The sequence below is a fragment of the Methyloceanibacter sp. genome, from assembly GCF_035650995.1.
GTDB lineage: Bacteria > Pseudomonadota > Alphaproteobacteria > Rhizobiales > Methyloligellaceae > Methyloceanibacter.
This window is the reverse complement of record NZ_DASRGO010000044.1, coordinates 1-15,566: the sequence shown is the minus strand read 5'-3', so window position 1 is coordinate 15,566 and position 15,566 is coordinate 1. Positions and strand designations below refer to the sequence as shown.

Annotated in this window: 15 protein-coding genes and 1 tRNA gene; 4 read left to right on the top strand and 12 right to left on the bottom strand. The window is 64.0% G+C overall.

Annotated features, from left to right (window positions below; genetic code table 11):
- Window positions 1–249 precede the first annotated feature (249 nt).
- Window positions 250–2,910 (top strand): lytic transglycosylase domain-containing protein, encoded by a 2,661-nt coding sequence (locus VFB18_RS03820; protein ID WP_324971182.1) that lies wholly within the window; start codon window positions 250–252, stop codon window positions 2,908–2,910.
- 123 nt (window positions 2,911–3,033) lie between these two features.
- A complete protein-coding gene (locus VFB18_RS03815; protein ID WP_324971180.1) occupies window positions 3,034–3,927 on the top strand; it encodes an alpha/beta hydrolase in 894 nt (297 codons plus the stop codon).
- Between the two features lie 9 nt (window positions 3,928–3,936).
- On the opposite strand, the gene VFB18_RS03810 is transcribed toward VFB18_RS03815, so the two are convergent.
- The 3 genes from VFB18_RS03810 to VFB18_RS03800 form a co-directional block, all read right to left on the bottom strand.
- On the bottom strand, window positions 3,937–4,083 hold the full coding sequence (locus VFB18_RS03810; protein ID WP_324971178.1) for a hypothetical protein: 147 nt from the start codon (window positions 4,081–4,083) through the stop codon (window positions 3,937–3,939).
- 102 nt (window positions 4,084–4,185) lie between these two features.
- Entirely contained in the window at window positions 4,186–5,274 is a 1,089-nt protein-coding gene (locus VFB18_RS03805) for a hypothetical protein (protein WP_324971176.1), read from the bottom strand.
- A 301-nt stretch (window positions 5,275–5,575) separates the two neighbouring features.
- The gene (locus VFB18_RS03800) at window positions 5,576–5,722 is read right to left on the bottom strand and encodes a DUF3096 domain-containing protein (RefSeq protein ID WP_324971282.1); all 147 of its coding nucleotides are present in this window, start codon (window positions 5,720–5,722) and stop codon (window positions 5,576–5,578) included.
- Window positions 5,723–5,999: 277 nt separating this feature from the next.
- Between VFB18_RS03800 and VFB18_RS03795 the strand changes: the two genes are divergently transcribed.
- Entirely contained in the window at window positions 6,000–6,713 is a 714-nt protein-coding gene (locus VFB18_RS03795; protein WP_324971174.1) for a TerC family protein, read from the top strand.
- On the opposite strand, the gene VFB18_RS03790 is transcribed toward VFB18_RS03795, so the two are convergent.
- Entirely contained in the window at window positions 6,704–7,744 is a 1,041-nt protein-coding gene (locus VFB18_RS03790) for a YihY/virulence factor BrkB family protein (RefSeq protein WP_324971173.1), read from the bottom strand. The two genes, VFB18_RS03795 and VFB18_RS03790, sit on opposite strands and share 10 nt — an antisense overlap.
- A 100-nt stretch (window positions 7,745–7,844) precedes the next feature.
- Between VFB18_RS03790 and VFB18_RS03785 the strand changes: the two genes are divergently transcribed.
- A tRNA-Ser gene (locus VFB18_RS03785) sits at window positions 7,845–7,934 on the top strand.
- A gap of 84 nt (window positions 7,935–8,018) precedes the next feature.
- Here VFB18_RS03785 and VFB18_RS03780 read toward each other — a convergent pair.
- The 8 genes from VFB18_RS03780 to VFB18_RS03745 all read right to left on the bottom strand — a co-directional run.
- Window positions 8,019–8,198: a hypothetical protein gene (locus VFB18_RS03780; RefSeq protein WP_324971170.1), complete on the bottom strand. Its 180-nt coding sequence runs from the start codon at window positions 8,196–8,198 to the stop codon at window positions 8,019–8,021.
- Window positions 8,199–8,494: 296 nt separating this feature from the next.
- On the bottom strand, window positions 8,495–10,516 hold the full coding sequence (locus tag VFB18_RS03775) for a TIR domain-containing protein (RefSeq protein ID WP_324971168.1): 2,022 nt from the start codon (window positions 10,514–10,516) through the stop codon (window positions 8,495–8,497).
- 177 nt (window positions 10,517–10,693) lie between these two features.
- Window positions 10,694–11,359 carry a pentapeptide repeat-containing protein gene (locus VFB18_RS03770; protein ID WP_324971166.1) on the bottom strand — a complete coding sequence of 222 codons (666 nt, stop codon included), beginning with the start codon at window positions 11,357–11,359 and terminating at the stop codon, window positions 10,694–10,696.
- Between the two features lie 264 nt (window positions 11,360–11,623).
- Complete coding sequence (locus tag VFB18_RS03765) at window positions 11,624–12,013, bottom strand: hypothetical protein (RefSeq protein WP_324971164.1); 390 nt, start codon at window positions 12,011–12,013, stop codon at window positions 11,624–11,626.
- A gap of 120 nt (window positions 12,014–12,133) precedes the next feature.
- A complete protein-coding gene (locus VFB18_RS03760; RefSeq protein ID WP_324971162.1) occupies window positions 12,134–12,901 on the bottom strand; it encodes a TerC family protein in 768 nt (255 codons plus the stop codon).
- Between the two features lie 70 nt (window positions 12,902–12,971).
- On the bottom strand, window positions 12,972–13,667 hold the full coding sequence (locus tag VFB18_RS03755) for a phosphatidylcholine synthase (protein ID WP_324971160.1): 696 nt from the start codon (window positions 13,665–13,667) through the stop codon (window positions 12,972–12,974).
- Between the two features lie 59 nt (window positions 13,668–13,726).
- Entirely contained in the window at window positions 13,727–14,077 is a 351-nt protein-coding gene (locus VFB18_RS03750) for a hypothetical protein (protein ID WP_324971158.1), read from the bottom strand.
- A 204-nt stretch (window positions 14,078–14,281) separates the two neighbouring features.
- Window positions 14,282–15,566 (bottom strand): hypothetical protein (locus VFB18_RS03745; protein ID WP_324971157.1); only part of this gene is annotated, 1,285 nt, incomplete at its 5' end.

Below are 15,566 nucleotides of genomic sequence, written 5' to 3'. Positions count from 1 at the left end.
AACTGTGCAGCGGGGGGCATGCAGAGCGCTGCGGCCTCTTCTTGCATAACCTATATCGAACAGCGGCTTAGATCGGCTTTCGAAGAATTGGTGTGATGCGTTCGGGCACCACCCAGTCATTTTTCCGCCGGATTCTTTCAGACATTGTTGAAATCAGGCACATTACACTGCCCTCTTCGTCGCGGCGCCCCGGCTCGGGGGACGTCCTGACCAGCTTTACCAGGATCGTAACCGGTCCCGTTCGACGAGATGAAACGCTGTAACGCGCTCGCTCTATCATTGCTCATCGTGTCTGCGTGTTTCGCGCCGGGCATCGCCGCGTCAAAAACGCGTCATACGCCGGCGAAGGCCGCCCGCCACACGACGCCACCCAAGGTCAAGGTTGAGGCTGCAGCTCTGCCGCCACTCCCCGAACGGAATCCCAGCCGTTCCAGTGCCGCGCCCGAAATCGCGGCCGCCGCGCCGCAAACCGGCGGGACCGTACCCCAAGCCGGTCAGGGCGATGCAACGACGACAGGAAGCGTCGGGCTCGCAAACTCGCAGGCACCGGCGCTGCCCGATCGCAACCCCAATGCGCCGGACGCGGAGGTCGCGCTTGCCGCGACACCGACCGTTACGCCCACGTCCGATCAGGCAGCACATGTGTCGATCGTTCCTCTGCCCGCCCGCAACCCCAACGGACCCGGTGCCAAGCTGGCCGCGGCGGAGGAGATCGCGCTCTTCCCGCAGACGGCAGTCCTGCCGCCGCCAGTTCCAGCAACGCCGCCGCTGCCGACGCCCGCTCCCCGCGAGGTGAAAGGCACATCCGACGACACGCCGCTTCCCGATCCGAACCCAAACCGCAAGGCGACGCTTCCGGTCGTGCTCAAGGGGATGCTGACGCCCGCGATTCAACCGCCTTCTCCTGGGCTCGATTATGCCGCGATCCTGAAGCCGCTGATGTCGTACGAGCTCAGCGACGGGGACGAGTCCGCGCTCAGGGACGTCATGCACGGCGGGGGCAGCGCCGCCGCGTCGGGGATTCATGACGAAGCCGCCCGCGCCTTCGCCCTCTGGTACCGTTATCGCTCCGGGGGCGGCAGCGCCGAGGAGATCGAACAGTTTCGCCTCGCTCATCCCGATTGGCCCGGTCAAGACGATCTGCGCGAGAAGGCCGAGACCGCTCTCTTCCTCAACGACGCGAACCCCGAAACGGTCAAGGCGTTCTTCGCGTCGTCGAGCCCGCAGACCGGCGCCGGCAAGGCCGCGCTCGCCTCGGTCTATCTGAAAGACGGCAACGAACAAGGCGCCCGCGAGCTCGTCATCTCCGCCTGGCGCGACCACGTGCTGAACCAGGCGGTCGAGGCCAAGATCCTCGCCAAGTTCGGCTATATGCTGACCGCCGACGTGCATCGGGCGCGCATCGACCGGCTGCTCTACCCCGACGACAAATCGGCGACCGCCGCCGCGCTCAGGGTGGCGAAGCTTCTTCCGCCGGAGGAACAGAAGAAGGTCGCCGCGCGCATCGCCGTGGTGCAGCGGGGCGGAAACGCCGGCAAGCTGCTCGATGCGCTGCCGGCGAGCGCCGTGCAGGCCGATGTGGGTCTCAGGTTCAATCGCATCCAGTGGCTGCGCCGCAAGGACCGCGATCAGGAAGCCTGGAAGATGCTGCTCGATACGCCGAGCGAGCCCAACGTCCTGCTCGACCTCAACAACTGGTGGATCGAGCGCCGGGTGAATTGCCGCGAGGCGTTGAACGCGGGTCAGGCGCGCATCGCCTACGAGATCGCCGAGAAGCATGGGCTCGTCTCGGGCGACGCTTATATCGAGGCGGAGTTCCTGGCCGGCTGGATCGCCCTTAGGTTCCTCGCCGATCCCAACACGGCCTTGCGCCATTTCGTTGCGCTGAGGAGCGCCGCCACAAGCTCGAAGAGCATTGCGCTCGGGGAATACTGGTTGGGACGCACGTCGCTGGCGCTCGGCGACCGCGCCGCTGCGATCGCGCACTTCCATGCTGCGGCCCAGTACCCGCAATATTTCTACGGGCAGCTCGGCCGCCAGGCGCTCGATCCGCGGCCGGCTCGCCTCGAGGTCACCTCGACCCCGCTTCCCACCGACGCTGATATCAAACGCTTTCTGTCGCGCGATGCCGTCCGCGCGATCGGCGTCGCGCACGATGTCGGGCTCGACGGCGTGACGGGACAATTCTTCCTCGCGCTGTCGCGTAAGCTCGATAATCCGCAGGAAATCGTCCTGCTCGCCGAACTCGCCAAGCAGCTCGGCGAACCGCAACTCGCGCTGAGGCTGGCCAAGATCGCCTTCAACCGCGACTTGCCCGTCGGCGACTACGCGCTTCCGGTCGGCGTGATCCCCGAGTTCAGGAGCCTGCTAACCGAGCGGGTCGACCCTGCGCTCGTGCATGCTCTGTCGCGGCAAGAGAGCGAGTTCAACGCCGCCGCCAAGAGCCCGGTCGGGGCCAGCGGCCTGATGCAGCTCATGCCGGCCACCGCCCGCATGGTCGCGAAGCAGTACAACGTGAAGTTTTCGGCCGACCAACTCACCAACGCCGCCTACAATACCCAGCTCGGCGAGGCGCATTTGAAGCAGCTCATAGACAGCTATGGCGGCTCTTATTTCCTTGCGCTTGCCGCCTATAACGCCGGCGGAGGCCGCGTCGCCGACTGGATGAAGCAGTTCGGCGATCCCCGCAATCCCAATGTCGACCCGATCGACTGGATCGAACGCATTCCCTTCACCGAGACCAGGCAATACGTGGTCAAGATCATGGAGACGCTGCAGCTTTATCGCTCGCGCCTCGCCGGACCGAAAGATGCCCTCCAACTGATCCAGGACCTCAACCGCGGCAAGCGGATCCCGCGCGATACGTCGGCTTCGGCCGATGCCGGCGTCGTACAGGCCAAGTCCGATTGAGCAGGGAGGCCGCCCTCCCCCTTATCGGGGCTTGCCCGCCCAAGAACTTTGCTCAAGATTAACGGAAAGCGCGGCCAACGCGCCCCAACCGTTCCGCATACACTCCCTAAGGCGCTTCTCACGATGATGCCCGAGCCTGGCACGGCGCTGACGCCGCGAGACATCAGCTATGCGTCGTTCGACGATCTAAGGCTCTATGCCCGCCACTATCCGGCCCCGGATGAGAAGGCGCGGAGCGTCATTTGCCTGCCCGGCCTGACGCGCAACGCGCGCGATTTCCACAAACTTGCAACCTACCTGTCTACCTATGCGCAGAAACCGCGCAACGTGTACTGCCTCGACTATCGCGGGCGCGGGCGTTCGCAATACGACAGCAACTGGCGCAACTACATCCCTTTCATCGAGCTCATCGACACGCTCGACTTCCTGACCGCTCGAGGCCTGCACCAGGTCGGAATCGTCGGCACTTCGCGCGGCGGCATCATCGCCATGATGATGGCGGCGCTGCGCCCCACCGCCATGGGCCCGGTCGTGCTCAACGATATCGGCCCGGTGATCGAGACCCGAGGGCTCGCCCGCATCATGGGCTATGTCGGGCGTATGCCGGCGCCGAAGAGCTGGCCCGATGCCGTAATGATCCTGCGCGAAATGAACGAGCGCGCCTTCCCGGAATTCACCGACACGCAATGGGACGAGATCGCGCGGGAGGTGTTCGACGACCGCAAGGGACGCCCGGCGCTGGCCTACGACCGCAAGCTCGCCCGGGCCCTCGGCACCATCGATCTCAGCCGCTCGGTTCCCGATCTCTGGCCGCAATTCATCGCGCTCGGCCAAGTGCCGGTGTTCGTGATCAGGGGCGCCAACTCCGACGTACTCAGCGCCGATACGCTCGAGGCGATGGGCGAACGCCACCCCAATCTTCGCAGCCTGATCGTGCCGGATCAGGGGCACGCTCCGGTGCTGAAGGAGCACGACGTGATCGAGGCAATCGCAGGCTTCTTCGCCGTCAACGACTGACGGCGCGCGCTAATGCGTGCCTGTCGGCTTGTTGGGCCTCTTCGTGCCAATGCGCTTCTGCTGCTCGTAGCGGGCGCGCGCGAGACTCCCGAGCGCAAGCCCCGCGGCGAACAGAAAGACCATCAGAATGAAGGTGGTGAAGGCGAAGTTGCTCATCTCGCCTGCGCTACGACCGGATCGGCCAGCGCCTGATCCAGCCCAAGACAAACCCCAAGACGAAGATGAGAAGGAAATAGAGCCAGAGGTCGGATAGCTGCATCATTCGCTGTCAAGCGGCGGCTTGAGCGGCAAGAGATCGCCGGGCGCGAGGTGTTTCTTCGTGTCGACAATCGACTTGATCCGCGGGATCAGCCGCCAGCCGTCGTCCGGCGAGGCCGACGCCTCTTTCCAGCTGATGCTCTCCGAGGTCGAGAACAGGCGCGGCAGGTCGCGCCTCAGCTGATAGGACACGGCAACAGCGGTACCCTTGTCGGGCGCCACGCCCTCGATGGTGAGCGCCAAGCCCGAGAGCGAGACCTTGCCGGATTCCAGACGGCTCAAGGCGCGGAGCGCCGCGGTCACCGCCTCGTCCCAGTTCTTCGGAGCGCCGGAGGCGAGCTCGAGCCGCTCATCGAGCCCGGGCCGCTCGAACAATTGCCGCGACAGCTCGCGCACATGCTTGCGCTCGTCGTCGCTCGGAACGCTGCCCGACAGCGTCAGCGTATTGGCCGACAATTCCGCAACGAACACGAACGGGTCGGCCATCGGCGGCTTGATGTTCTCGTCGAGAACGGCAAGTCCGGTGGGCAGAGACCCCGCCAGCGCCTTCTTGGCGTCGGCGTAGTCGGCGGCGCTGCGTGCCTCGCCGTCGACCTTCAAGCCGACATTGAGGAGACGCACCGAGCCGCGTTTGAGATAAGCGAGCTGCTTGAGCCCGAAGCTGACGGCGCCGAGCCATTGCTCCTTCGGCGGCGCACCCATCTCCACCTTGAGACGGTCGTCCACCTCGAGGTCCGGGAAATGGGCCTTTACCATCCCGAGCACGGTCCGGCGATCCTCCTCGGAGGGAACGTAGCCCCTAAGCCGGATGACGCCCTCGATGCGGGTCGCCGACCAGACATAGGCGAGCGGTTGGCCGTTGTTCGTCGGCGCCGCCGCGTTGGCGGCGAGCGACGCGGTGATGGCTGGCGCGGCGAGCCAAGACTCGACGGCCGCAAAGCCGCGCTCGCCGCCGCGAACGCTCAGCGCCGCGAGGACGGTGAGCGAAACCGCGAGGCAAAGCGCTGCCAGCTTGGCCCAGAATTCGAACGACGAATTCCACACCCTGCTGCCGCGGCGCCACTTGGCCTGGCCGTTCTCTCGGTCCAAAACGATCGTTACCCCTGTCTTCCCGCAACGTCCCGTCAAAAGAGCGAAACGAAACGTCAATCGTCACTGGGCGGCCGGCGCAGCGCGCCGGCCCTTTCGCTCTCATGCCTCAACAAACCGGCACCGTCTTCTCTGGACGGTCTCTCTCCTCGCGTGACCATGGGTGAGGTCATGAACTATAGGCCATCATCGGCCGATGTTCCAGTTCGCTTCTCGCAGCGTTAAAGGACGTGTACTTCCTTTTGTTGCGGCGGCACGACGGCAGCCATTCGCTCGATTCGGCGCCTGCGCGTTCGGATCTTTATTGGAAATGGTGGGCAAGACCAATGATGCCGATCGCGATCAGATATATCGCTACCACGTAATTGAGCAGTCGCGGCATCAGTAGGATTAAGATTCCGGCGATCAAGGCGATCAGTGGGTTCACCAGGACTGGATCGAGGTTCATCGCTTCTGCCCCCATGATTGCGGCCAACCGGCCCGATTCGTTCGCTAGACAGGAGCGAGCATAGGCGATCCGCTCCCGCTTGTCGTGGAGGGAAAATGCAGGCCAAAACTTGACGATCGCGAGACAAAACTAATCGGTCCCGCCTCCTTCCATCTTGATCCAAAACGCTTATATCCGGTCTTGTCATTGCCGCTTTTCGCAGCAATGGGTTATCAACCGGGCCGGCCTGAGGGGGCCAGCTCTTGCGCTTCGCGCTCGGGAGGGGGCAGACGACACGATGAACGTTGACGATCCCGGCTTCTGGTTCGCCGTCCTGCAAATTATTTGGATCGACGTCCTGCTGTCGGGCGACAACGCCGTCGTCATCGCGCTCGCTTGCCGCAAGCTCCCGCCGCAGCAGCGGCTGTGGGGCGTGGTGCTCGGCACCATCGTCGCCATCAGCCTGCGGGTGGTATTCGCCGGCGCCATCACCACGCTGATGCAGGTCGCCTATCTCAAGCTTGTAGGCGGCGCGCTGCTGTTGTGGATCGCCGTCAAGCTGCTCGGGCCGGAAGAAAACGGCGGCGCCAAGGAGATCGAGCCGGTCGACAATCTCTTGCGCGCGATCAGGATCGTCGCCATTGCCGATCTGGTGATGAGTCTCGACAACGTAGTCGCCATCGCCGCGGTCGCGGAGAAATTCGACGCGCCGGAAAGCTACGCGCTTCTGATGTTCGGCCTTGCCGTCAGCATTCCCTTGATCATGGCCGGCGCGGCGATGGTGATGCAGCTGCTGGAGCGTTTTCCGATCGTGGTGTGGGCGGGCGCCGCGCTGCTCGGGTGGATCGCGGGCGAGATCATCGCCAAGGATCCGCTGTTCACCGCCAACCTCGACCCCGCCACGGCGCACACGGTGTGGATGGCCGGCGCGACGTTGGGCGCGCTGTTCGTGATCTTCGCCGGACTGGTGCGGCGACGATTGCTGCGGCGAAGCGCACCCGATCACGTGTGAGCGTCATCGCTCCCGCCGCGCTGCGCTTTCGATGGGTCGGCGGTCACGGGGCTGACCGGTCGGCGGTGTCCGCCGGGCCCGCCGGCAACGTGATCGGCGACAAAGGCGCCGCGCTTGCCCGACGGCCGCGGTTTGCCGCGGGTCGTATCCCTTCCCGTCTGCAGCTCGAGCTCGGCGTTGATCTCCGCCCCAAGCAGAACGATGTAGAAGCTGAGATAGAGCCAGAACAGAAGAATGATCACCGCACCGAGCGACCCGTAAACCTTGTCATATCGCGCGAAGTGCGCCACGTAGAAGGAAAAGCCAGCAGAGGCGATCAACCACACCGTGGTGGCGAATAAGGATCCCACGCTGACCCATGACCATTTGGGACGCCGGCGGCATGGGCCGTAACGATAGAGTGCCGCGAGCAGGAACAGCACGAGAAGCGCCATCAGCGGCCAACGCGCAATGGCCGTCAGCCGTTCGTACCCCTCGAGATAGCCGGCATAGGCGAACAGGAGCGGCACGTAGACGATGGCAAGCAGCACCAGCACGCCGCCGATGATGCCGGCAAGGGCGAAGAGAAAGGCGCTCAGATAGAAGCGCAGGAAACTCCGCCGCTCCTCCTCCTCATAGGCGATGTTGAGCGCGGCAAAGATCGCCTGGGTTAGCGACATGACGCTCCAGATCGCAAGCGCGATGCTCACGCCGAAGCTCCAGCCGAGCGTGCGGTTGGAGGCCGCAGCAAGCGTTCTGATCTGCTCGATGACAATGCCGTAGGCCTCGGCCGGCAGCACCGAGGACAGCATCCCGAACTGGTTTTCGACGCTCGCGGGATCGGTCATGAGGCCATAGAGCGAGATCAGCGCCGAGAGCGCCGGGAAGATCGCGAACAGCGCATAGAAGGCGCAACCGGCGGAGACCACCGTGAGATTGTCGCGCGAAGCTTCGAGCCACACTCTTTGCCCGACTTGCCACCATCCTTTGAGCGGGATGTGGTAGGGCTGCGTGGCGTCGCGGCCGTAAGGATCGGGGTTTTCTGCCGTCATAACGCCTATGAAGGAGCGCAGACGGCGTGCGACTCAAGCAGAATCCTTGGCATCAGCGAATTGATCCACACCGGCCAACGCGCTAGTTGAACAAGCCGAAGGATGGGTGGCCGAGTGGTTGAAGGCACCGGTCTTGAAAACCGGCAGGCGCGCAAGCGTCTCGAGGGTTCGAATCCCTCCCCATCCGCCATCGGCCCCGCAATAAGGGCGAGGATCGCCGCAACCTCACCAAGTCGACCGCGTCATCACACTCCTCGTCTGGAGGAGTGCGCCGTTATCTCGCCTGACGCTTCTTAAGATGCGGAGCGGTGTCCACCGAGGCTGACGAGCAATAAATCGCGTCAAAGCTGCCTGGCTCGGCAGTGCAGCGGTGATGGCGGTCCACGACCTGCGGATTGTAAACTCCCGTCGCGGCCAACCATGGCGCGAGCATGATGGCAAAGATGTAGCTCATCCGATCCCCCTCATTTGGCGTGGGATACGCCTTCAATGACAGTACCACTCGCCTCTGGCCTTGTTCTACGCTTTTCGCCGAAATCGTTCCCGCCTGTTGCCCATTAGGCACAGACGCGGCGCCCGCATCGACAGTTTTTGGCCTATTCGCCCCTTTTTCTTGCTCGGCCCCGCCGGCCGCTAGCGTTCACGGCGCGAATGAACCAGGCCGCTCACGCCACCCGTCAGCGCTATTGCTTACGGCGTTCGGTTGCGGACGGCCGCCGATTCCTCGCGAATCGCATCGAGGCTCCCTTCCTAGCTCGGTGGCAGAGCGGCAAGCTTCTGTTCGACCGTGGCGATCCATTTGGCCGCCTCGGCCGAAAGCATTCCCCGCTCCTTGAGTCCGCGGAGGATGCCGAGGCAGCGGGCGAAGTTTGCCCGCGGATCGTCGCCGACATCGGCGACGCTGAACAGGCTATAGGCGAGATCGATCTGGGCATCGGCGTCGCCGGGCTGCGCCGCGGCGAGCGCCTCATCGATCGCGAGCCCCGCCCGGTATTCGCCAAGCGCCTCCTCCCGCTTTCCCTGCCGTAGCAGCACCGTGCCGATCCTGGTGTGAGCGACCGACACGTCGCGCTGCCATTGCAGATTGCTCTTGTCGGCGCTCGCGACCTGTTCGGCGAGAGCGAGGCCCTTGCGGTAGGAGGCAAGCGCCTCATCGAGGCGGCCGAGCAGCACCAGCGTGTCGCCGATCTTGCTGTCGCTCACGGTGAGATCGCGTCGCCATTCGGCATTGCTCGGATCGGCCTCGGCGAGCGCCGCGATGATGGCTTGCGCCTGGCGGTACTCCTCGAGCGCCGCTTCCTGGTCCCCGCCCGCCAGAAGCACATCGCCCACCTTATTGTGGCTCACGGCGAGGTCGCGCTGCCAGAGGGCGTTACCCTTGTCCTCGTCGGCCGACCGCTGGTCGATGTCGAGTCCCTTGCGGTACTCGGCCAGAGCCTCGTCGCGACGGCCGAGCTCCATCAGCGTACCGCCGATCTCGGTATGGCTGACGGAAAGATCGCGCCGCCATTCGGGGTTGCCCGGCTCGCTTGCGACGAGCGTCTCCATCACCGCAAGTCCCTGGCGATAGGACTCAAGCGCCTCCTCGTAGCGGCCGCCGGCGCGCAACACATCGCCGATCTTGTTGTCGCTGACCGCGATGTCGCGCTGCCACTCCTTCTCGCCGGGCAACGCCGCGGCGAACTTTTCCCTGATGGCGAGACCCTTGCGGTATTCCGCGAGCGCCTTGTCCTGCTCTCCGGTCAACAGCAAGAGCCCGCCGATCTTGTTGTGGCTGATCGAAAGCCAGCGCTGCCACTCGGTGTTATCGGGATCGATCGCCGTCAGCTCTTCGAGGATTTCGTGCGATTTGTTGGCCGCCTCGAGAGCGGCCTTGCTGTCGCCGAGCGAGTAAAGCGTATCGGCGAGCGCTATGAGGGCCGCTGCTTCGCTGCGGCGGAGCTCGGGAGCCGTCTCGCCGGATTGGGTCAGCTGGCTCTGCAGCTTCCTCGCGCGGTCGAGAATGTTGCGCACGAGATCGGCCGGCATGCCGGCGCGGTCCTTGAGCTGCTGCGCCAGGTCGAACACGAGGCCATTCGCCGTCTCGGTCGCAGCCTCGAGAGTCCGTTCGGCGCGGTCGCGCTGGCTCATGGCGACGGTCCACTGCCAGACGGCAGCGCCCGCGAGCAGCAACAGGCCCGCCGCGGCGGACAGCGCGAGATTGACCGCGCGGCGCTGCTGGCGCACCTCCTGCGAGAGCAGATCTTCCTTGGGCATGCCGCGGATGGCCGCGGCGAGGTCGGCGCCGAGCTCGATGAAGCGCGCGTTGCGCGAATTGGCGGCGTCGCTGTCGCCGTCGCGATAGGCGCGAAGATCGACCCATTTCGGTTCGGCGGCAAAGCGGCCTTTCAGGGCCGGCGGCAACGGGGTCGCGTTGTCCCACGCGAAATCGGCGCCCTTGTCGTTCCACGTGAGCGCGCCCCCCGTCAGAGCAATCAGGAGCGTTTCGGGACCCTTGTTGGAAAGCCAGAACGACACCTCCTTCTCGACCCAGGGCGACGCGGCGGCTTCAGGCGATGCAAGCAGGACTAGAAAACTTGAGTTTCCAAGAGCTTGCTCGATCGACGGCCAGAGGCTCGGCGTGGCCGAAAGGCTCGTATCGTCGCGAAAGACGCGAAGCGCCCGGCGCCGGTACCACGGCTTGCCGAGCTTCTGGATCACCGACTGCAAGGCTGCCGCGACCGGCTTATCCTTGGCATGGCTATAAGAGATGAAGGCGTCGTAGAGCGGCAACGGACGGTCTCCCTCCGGGAAGACGATGCTGGGTCATGGGTCAGGCGTAAACCTAACCAGCCGTTGCTCCTGGTGCTCTTATCCTCTCATGTCTTAGGGGCGCGTTCAATTCGCGCATCATTAAAGGATCGTCATGCGGCGAATACGGCCGGCCATGCCGATGCCGCCGGGGAGAGGCTAGACGCCTTGCGGATCGCGGGCGCGGGCTTCGCCCGAGCGCGGGCCGCCGACCAGCCACGATACGCGCTCGCCCCTGACCTCAGGCGCGGGCTCGCGGTTCCTGCTCCGGAACGGCGTCGGAGTGGGCTCGACCGGCTCCGGTTCCGGAATCGGGCGTAGCTGAGGCGCGCTGAACACCTGGGACACGGTGCCGGTCCACGACCGTGGACGGCTGAGGTGCGGCGGGAGCACGGTCAGAAGATTGCCCCTCGCCTCGTCGATCTGCGCCTGCGTGAGATTGCGCACCCCGAGCAAGTTCGTTCCGGCGAGATTGGCGTCGGCAAGCGAAGCGCCGGCGAAGTCGGCCTGATCGAGCAGCGCGTCGGTCAGATCGGCGCCGGCGAGATTGGCGCCGTTCAGCCGCGTCTCGCTGAGATCGGTATCGGACAGGTCGGCGCCGGAGAGATCGGCCCCGCTCAGCGTGGCAAAGCGGAGCGAGGAATGTCTCAATCGCGCCCCTGACAGATTGATCGGGCCGCCGTTGATCGGGCCCATCTGCCGCCCCGCGGCGCTCAGTGCGATGCCAATCAGCTGCGGGGTGATGCCGGGATTTTGCGCACGCCACGCGTTCCACGCTCTGGGGCCGCGGCGCAAAATGTCGATATGGTGAGAATCGGAGGACAAGACACTACTTACGCTACGAAAGAACGCAACCGATGCAACCGTGTGGCAGTCATATGCACAAGGGACGCTACGCAATACGTGATAGCACCCTAATCCAAACGCGCCGTTACCAGCAACGACCCGACGGTTGAGTTTTGTGCGCGCCCGCGTCTTTCCGCGCGGCTGTTGCGCGCGTGCATCATGCTGCCTCCAAACAAAGCAGAAGAGCCGCCACGAGGCGGCCCTTGCACAATCAAGTTCAGATGGAAGTCGAACCGGGCGTGGCTAACCGCCGATGCGCGCGGTGCCGGAGCGGCCGTCGTCCCGGATCCACTGCACAGTAGAGCCGCTCCGCGTGAGCTTGTAGCAATAGCGCTTGCCGTCCATCCAGCTCGACCATTGCTGGCAGAGCTGGTCGTTCTCGACCCACCACTTGCCGTGATCTGAGGCGCCGTCGCCGCGGGAGAAGCTCGCGGCGACCGTGCTCATCTTGCCGGACATGCGGCCGTTGGCGGCATAACGGATCGGCAGCTCGAAGCCAGAGATGTTGAGATAGACGGTCTTGCCGCTGATCGCCTGGCGGAGATCATCGCCCGAGAGCGTGGCGGGTTCGGCAAGAGCGGCTGTGGCCACAAGCGCAAGGCTTGCCGCCGTGACGAATGCTGCGGTTTTCATAGCATCCCCTTCTTGTTGTCCTGACGCAGGGGGGATAGCGCCGCTCAAAGGCGGTCAATTTGCGGCTAAGCCGAGGGAATTCTTTGACAAAGTTAAGATGCAGCGGACCGGCATTCGGTCTCAGTGCTTCGGCGGACGCTTCGCTCTTGCTTTGGCGGCGGCCCGCTGGCGGCGCCTCAGCGCGATGACGTTGACCACTTCGACGGCGGCGGCAAAAGCCATGGCGAAGTAGATGTAGCCGCGCGGGATATGGAAGTGGAAGCCGTCGGCAATGAGAGCGGCGCCGATCAAAAGCAGGAAGGAGAGCGCGAGCATCTTCGTGGTGGGATGGCGCTCGATGAAGGCGGCCACCGGCTCGGAGGCGAAATACATCACGAGGATGGCGATGGCGACAGCGGCGATCATCACCTCGACGTGCTCAGCCATGCCGACGGCGGTGATGATCGAATCGATGGAGAACACGAGATCGATGATGGCGATCTGGAGGATGGCGGATCCCATCGACCGAACGACACGAGGGCCGGTGCCCTCCTCGGCCTCGTCTTCCCCCTCGATGTCGTGATGCATCTCGCGCGTGCCTTTGACGAGGAGGAACAGGCCGCCGGCGATGAGAATGAGATCGCGCCAGGAGAAGTCGTAGCCGGCGAACGAGAAGATCGGCGTCGTGAGGTGGATGATATAGGCGATGCCGCCGAGCATGATCACGCGGAAGATGAGCGCGAGCGAAAGGCCGATGCGCCGCGCGGTCAGCCGCTGTTCCGGCGCCATGCGCGAGACGAGCAACGAGATGAACACCACGTTGTCGATGCCGAGCACGATCTCCATGGCGGAGAGCGTGATCAGGCTTGCCCAGATATGCGGATCGGTGAGCCAGGCGGTTAGAGACATTTGCGGGGGATTTCAGCGATGGGCGATGGTGAGTCTCGCCTTGAGCTTTAGCGTAGGTAAAAAGCGAGGTCTATAAATCTCGACGCCGGTCAAGCGATCGGGCCAAGCCGATCGTCGTAAAATAGGCCGCGGTGACGAGCAGCAGGCCCTGGACCCACAGCGGCGATGGAAACGGATGCATGACGGCGATTGCGGCGCCCACGATCCAAACGGCGGTGACGAGACAGGTGAGCGGACGGAGCCGAGCCACGCGGAATGGATGCACGCACAGGATCGGCACGAAGGTTAGCGCGACCAGCACGCCGACGATGGCGAGGGAGATGAAAGGCGGCGGCGAGAGGACAAGAAGATAAAGCAACACGATGTTCCAGACGGCGGGAAAGCCCACGAAATAGCCCTCCTCGGTCTTGCTCTCGACGTCGGAGACATGGAACAGGCTCGATAGGAGGATCGCGACGGCGGCCGGCAGGCGGAATGGCTCCGGCAGGAGATCCGACTGGATCAGGGCAAAGGCGGGAACCACGTCATAGGTGAGATAATCGACGATCAGATCGAGGCGCTCGCCGCTGAAGCGCGGCAAGACCCTTTTCACGTCGATGAGACGCGCAAGCGGCCCGTCGACGGCGTCCACCACGAGAGCGATGCCGAGCCAGACGAACATGGCTTGCATGTCGCCCGCACGCACGGACCTTAGAGCGAGTAGCGCGAAGACCGCGCCAGAGGCAGTCAGAACATGAACGGAGGCCGCGGCGATGCGTTTAATCATGAAGAACGCGGGCCCCGGCTCCCCTGCCCCCAACGACGGCCTAAGGCCTGCTGCTCGCTCTAGAAGTGGCGCTTGACCTTGCCGAGCACGGTGACGTCCTGGTTGTCGTCGAAGGACGGCCCGCCCTGCTGGAATTGCACCTGCGGCTCGTCCTGGCCGTAGAGAAGCTCGAGCCCGAAATTGAGCTTGGGCAGGATAGTATGGCCGAAAACGTGGACGCCGCCGGTGGCCTGCTTCTCGTTTGTCATGGCGCTCGGATTGGCAAGCTGAAGCGGCGCGGCTTTCGCTTGCGGAGCGGCGTCCTCAGCCGCCGAGGGCGGCGGAACCGGCTGCTCCTGGAACGCAAAGGCAGGCGCGCTGCCGAGCGACAGCGCGGCAATCAATCCGGAAATGGCCAATCGCCTTCGCATCGAAGGTCTCCGGGGCGGAGAATGCGCTTGAGGACTCTGCCAGGCAAGCATGTCAATGGCGCGGTTAAATGCATATGAAGATTGGCGAATTCGGCGTCTTTGCGAGGAGCTGTGGCGCCCCGGCAACACGGCCCTCGATCAAATGAAATGGGGCCGCCGAAAGGGCGGCCCCGCTCAGCTCCTGGGAAGGGGGAGCTTTCGCTCTTAGTAATACAAGCGTGCACCGGTGTAGAAGAGATCGAAGTCGTCGAGAGGCTCGTTGACCTTGTTCTGAGAACTGTCGATGAGGTCCACTTCGGCGGTCAGGTGCTGATAAACTCCGTACAGGTGCAGGTAGCCGTTGACCATCGACTGGTCGTAACCGAGGTACCAACGCGAAACCTTCGATCCCGTGATCTCGGTCGGGATGAAGAGATCCGGGAAGGTTCCCGAGTTGCAAAGTCTGCTCGCACCGCAAGCGCCGCCGACGCCGTCGTTGATTTCCAGGTAGCCGCCGAACAGCGAGGTCTCGCCCAGCTGGTCGAGGCCGAACATGGCGAACTTGCGTTGAATACCACCGCGGATGTCCCAAGCATTCATGTCGGGCGAGTCCTTGCCGTCGAAGACGCCGGCGTGGTCACGATTGGAGTCATTCGTATCGGAGAAGCTGAAGGCGCTGAAAACGAACAAGCCGGTCGGCACGTGCTTAATGGAGCCCATGCCCGCCCACTCGTCGATGTCGCGCTTGAAGTTGTTGAGGCCGCCGCCAGAGTTCTGCTGATTCTCGTCGCGTGACTTCTCGTAACCGATGCCGGCGCCGACCTCCCAGTTCTTGCCCCAGGTATCGGTGTAGCGAAGGGCCGCGCCCCAAATGTCGTCCTCGCTCCAGCCCCATGAGGCGGTGAAGCCCTTACCGTCCTCGGAGCCGAAGAACGACGGCGACCAGTAGGTCACGGCGTTGCGGCGCGTCGAGCAGTCGAAGGCCGAAGTGCTGCTATAGCACTGCGAGATCGCCTGCCACTTCAGCTGACCTGCGCCACCGACCTCGGTGTTGAAGCCCTTGGGCCGCAGGAAGAAGCCGCGGTTCATGTGGTTGTCCGAGGTCATGGTGTCTTCGAGCTCGGTGACGTCGGTATCCTTGGTGACGTCATCCTTCGGCATATAAGTCAGACCCCAGCGAACCTCGCCGAGCTTCTTGTTGTTGAGGTACATGTAGGAGTGGCGGAGCAGGAGCAGACGTGACTCGTTGCCAAGGACGCCGCCCGACCGCGTTCCGTCGTCGTCATCGATCTGGTTGACCGACTCGGACGCTGCGGATCTGATCTCCATTTCGAGCTTGTAGCCGGCCGACCAGTCGCCGCTAATCTTGGCCTTGCCCTTGAGGCCCAGCCGAGTCGACTCGTAGGAGTTGTCGACCGAGTAGATATTGCTCTCGGCGCCATCGTCCCAGAACATCACGGCGCGGTTCACCTTGCCGTAGAGCGTCACTGAGACCTTTTTGTTGCCTTTG

Excerpts from the sequence above, each read along its gene's own strand:
- VFB18_RS03780 (WP_324971170.1), bottom strand. The coding sequence starts at position 8,198 with ATGAGCTACATCTTTGCCATCATGCTCGCGCCATGGTTGGCCGCGACG.
- VFB18_RS03800 (WP_324971282.1), bottom strand. The coding sequence starts at position 5,722 with ATGAACCTCGATCCAGTCCTGGTGAACCCACTGATCGCCTTGATCGCC.
- VFB18_RS03750 (WP_324971158.1), bottom strand. The coding sequence starts at position 14,077 with ATGCGAAGGCGATTGGCCATTTCCGGATTGATTGCCGCGCTGTCGCTC.
- VFB18_RS03790 (WP_324971173.1), bottom strand. The coding sequence starts at position 7,744 with ATGACGGCAGAAAACCCCGATCCTTACGGCCGCGACGCCACGCAGCCC.
- VFB18_RS03810 (WP_324971178.1), bottom strand. The coding sequence starts at position 4,083 with ATGAGCAACTTCGCCTTCACCACCTTCATTCTGATGGTCTTTCTGTTC.
- VFB18_RS03815 (WP_324971180.1), top strand. The coding sequence starts at position 3,034 with ATGATGCCCGAGCCTGGCACGGCGCTGACGCCGCGAGACATCAGCTAT.
- VFB18_RS03760 (WP_324971162.1), bottom strand. The coding sequence starts at position 12,901 with ATGTCTCTAACCGCCTGGCTCACCGATCCGCATATCTGGGCAAGCCTG.
- VFB18_RS03795 (WP_324971174.1), top strand. The coding sequence starts at position 6,000 with ATGAACGTTGACGATCCCGGCTTCTGGTTCGCCGTCCTGCAAATTATT.
- VFB18_RS03765 (WP_324971164.1), bottom strand. The coding sequence starts at position 12,013 with ATGAAAACCGCAGCATTCGTCACGGCGGCAAGCCTTGCGCTTGTGGCC.
- VFB18_RS03820 (WP_324971182.1), top strand. The coding sequence starts at position 250 with ATGAAACGCTGTAACGCGCTCGCTCTATCATTGCTCATCGTGTCTGCG.
- VFB18_RS03755 (WP_324971160.1), bottom strand. The coding sequence starts at position 13,667 with ATGATTAAACGCATCGCCGCGGCCTCCGTTCATGTTCTGACTGCCTCT.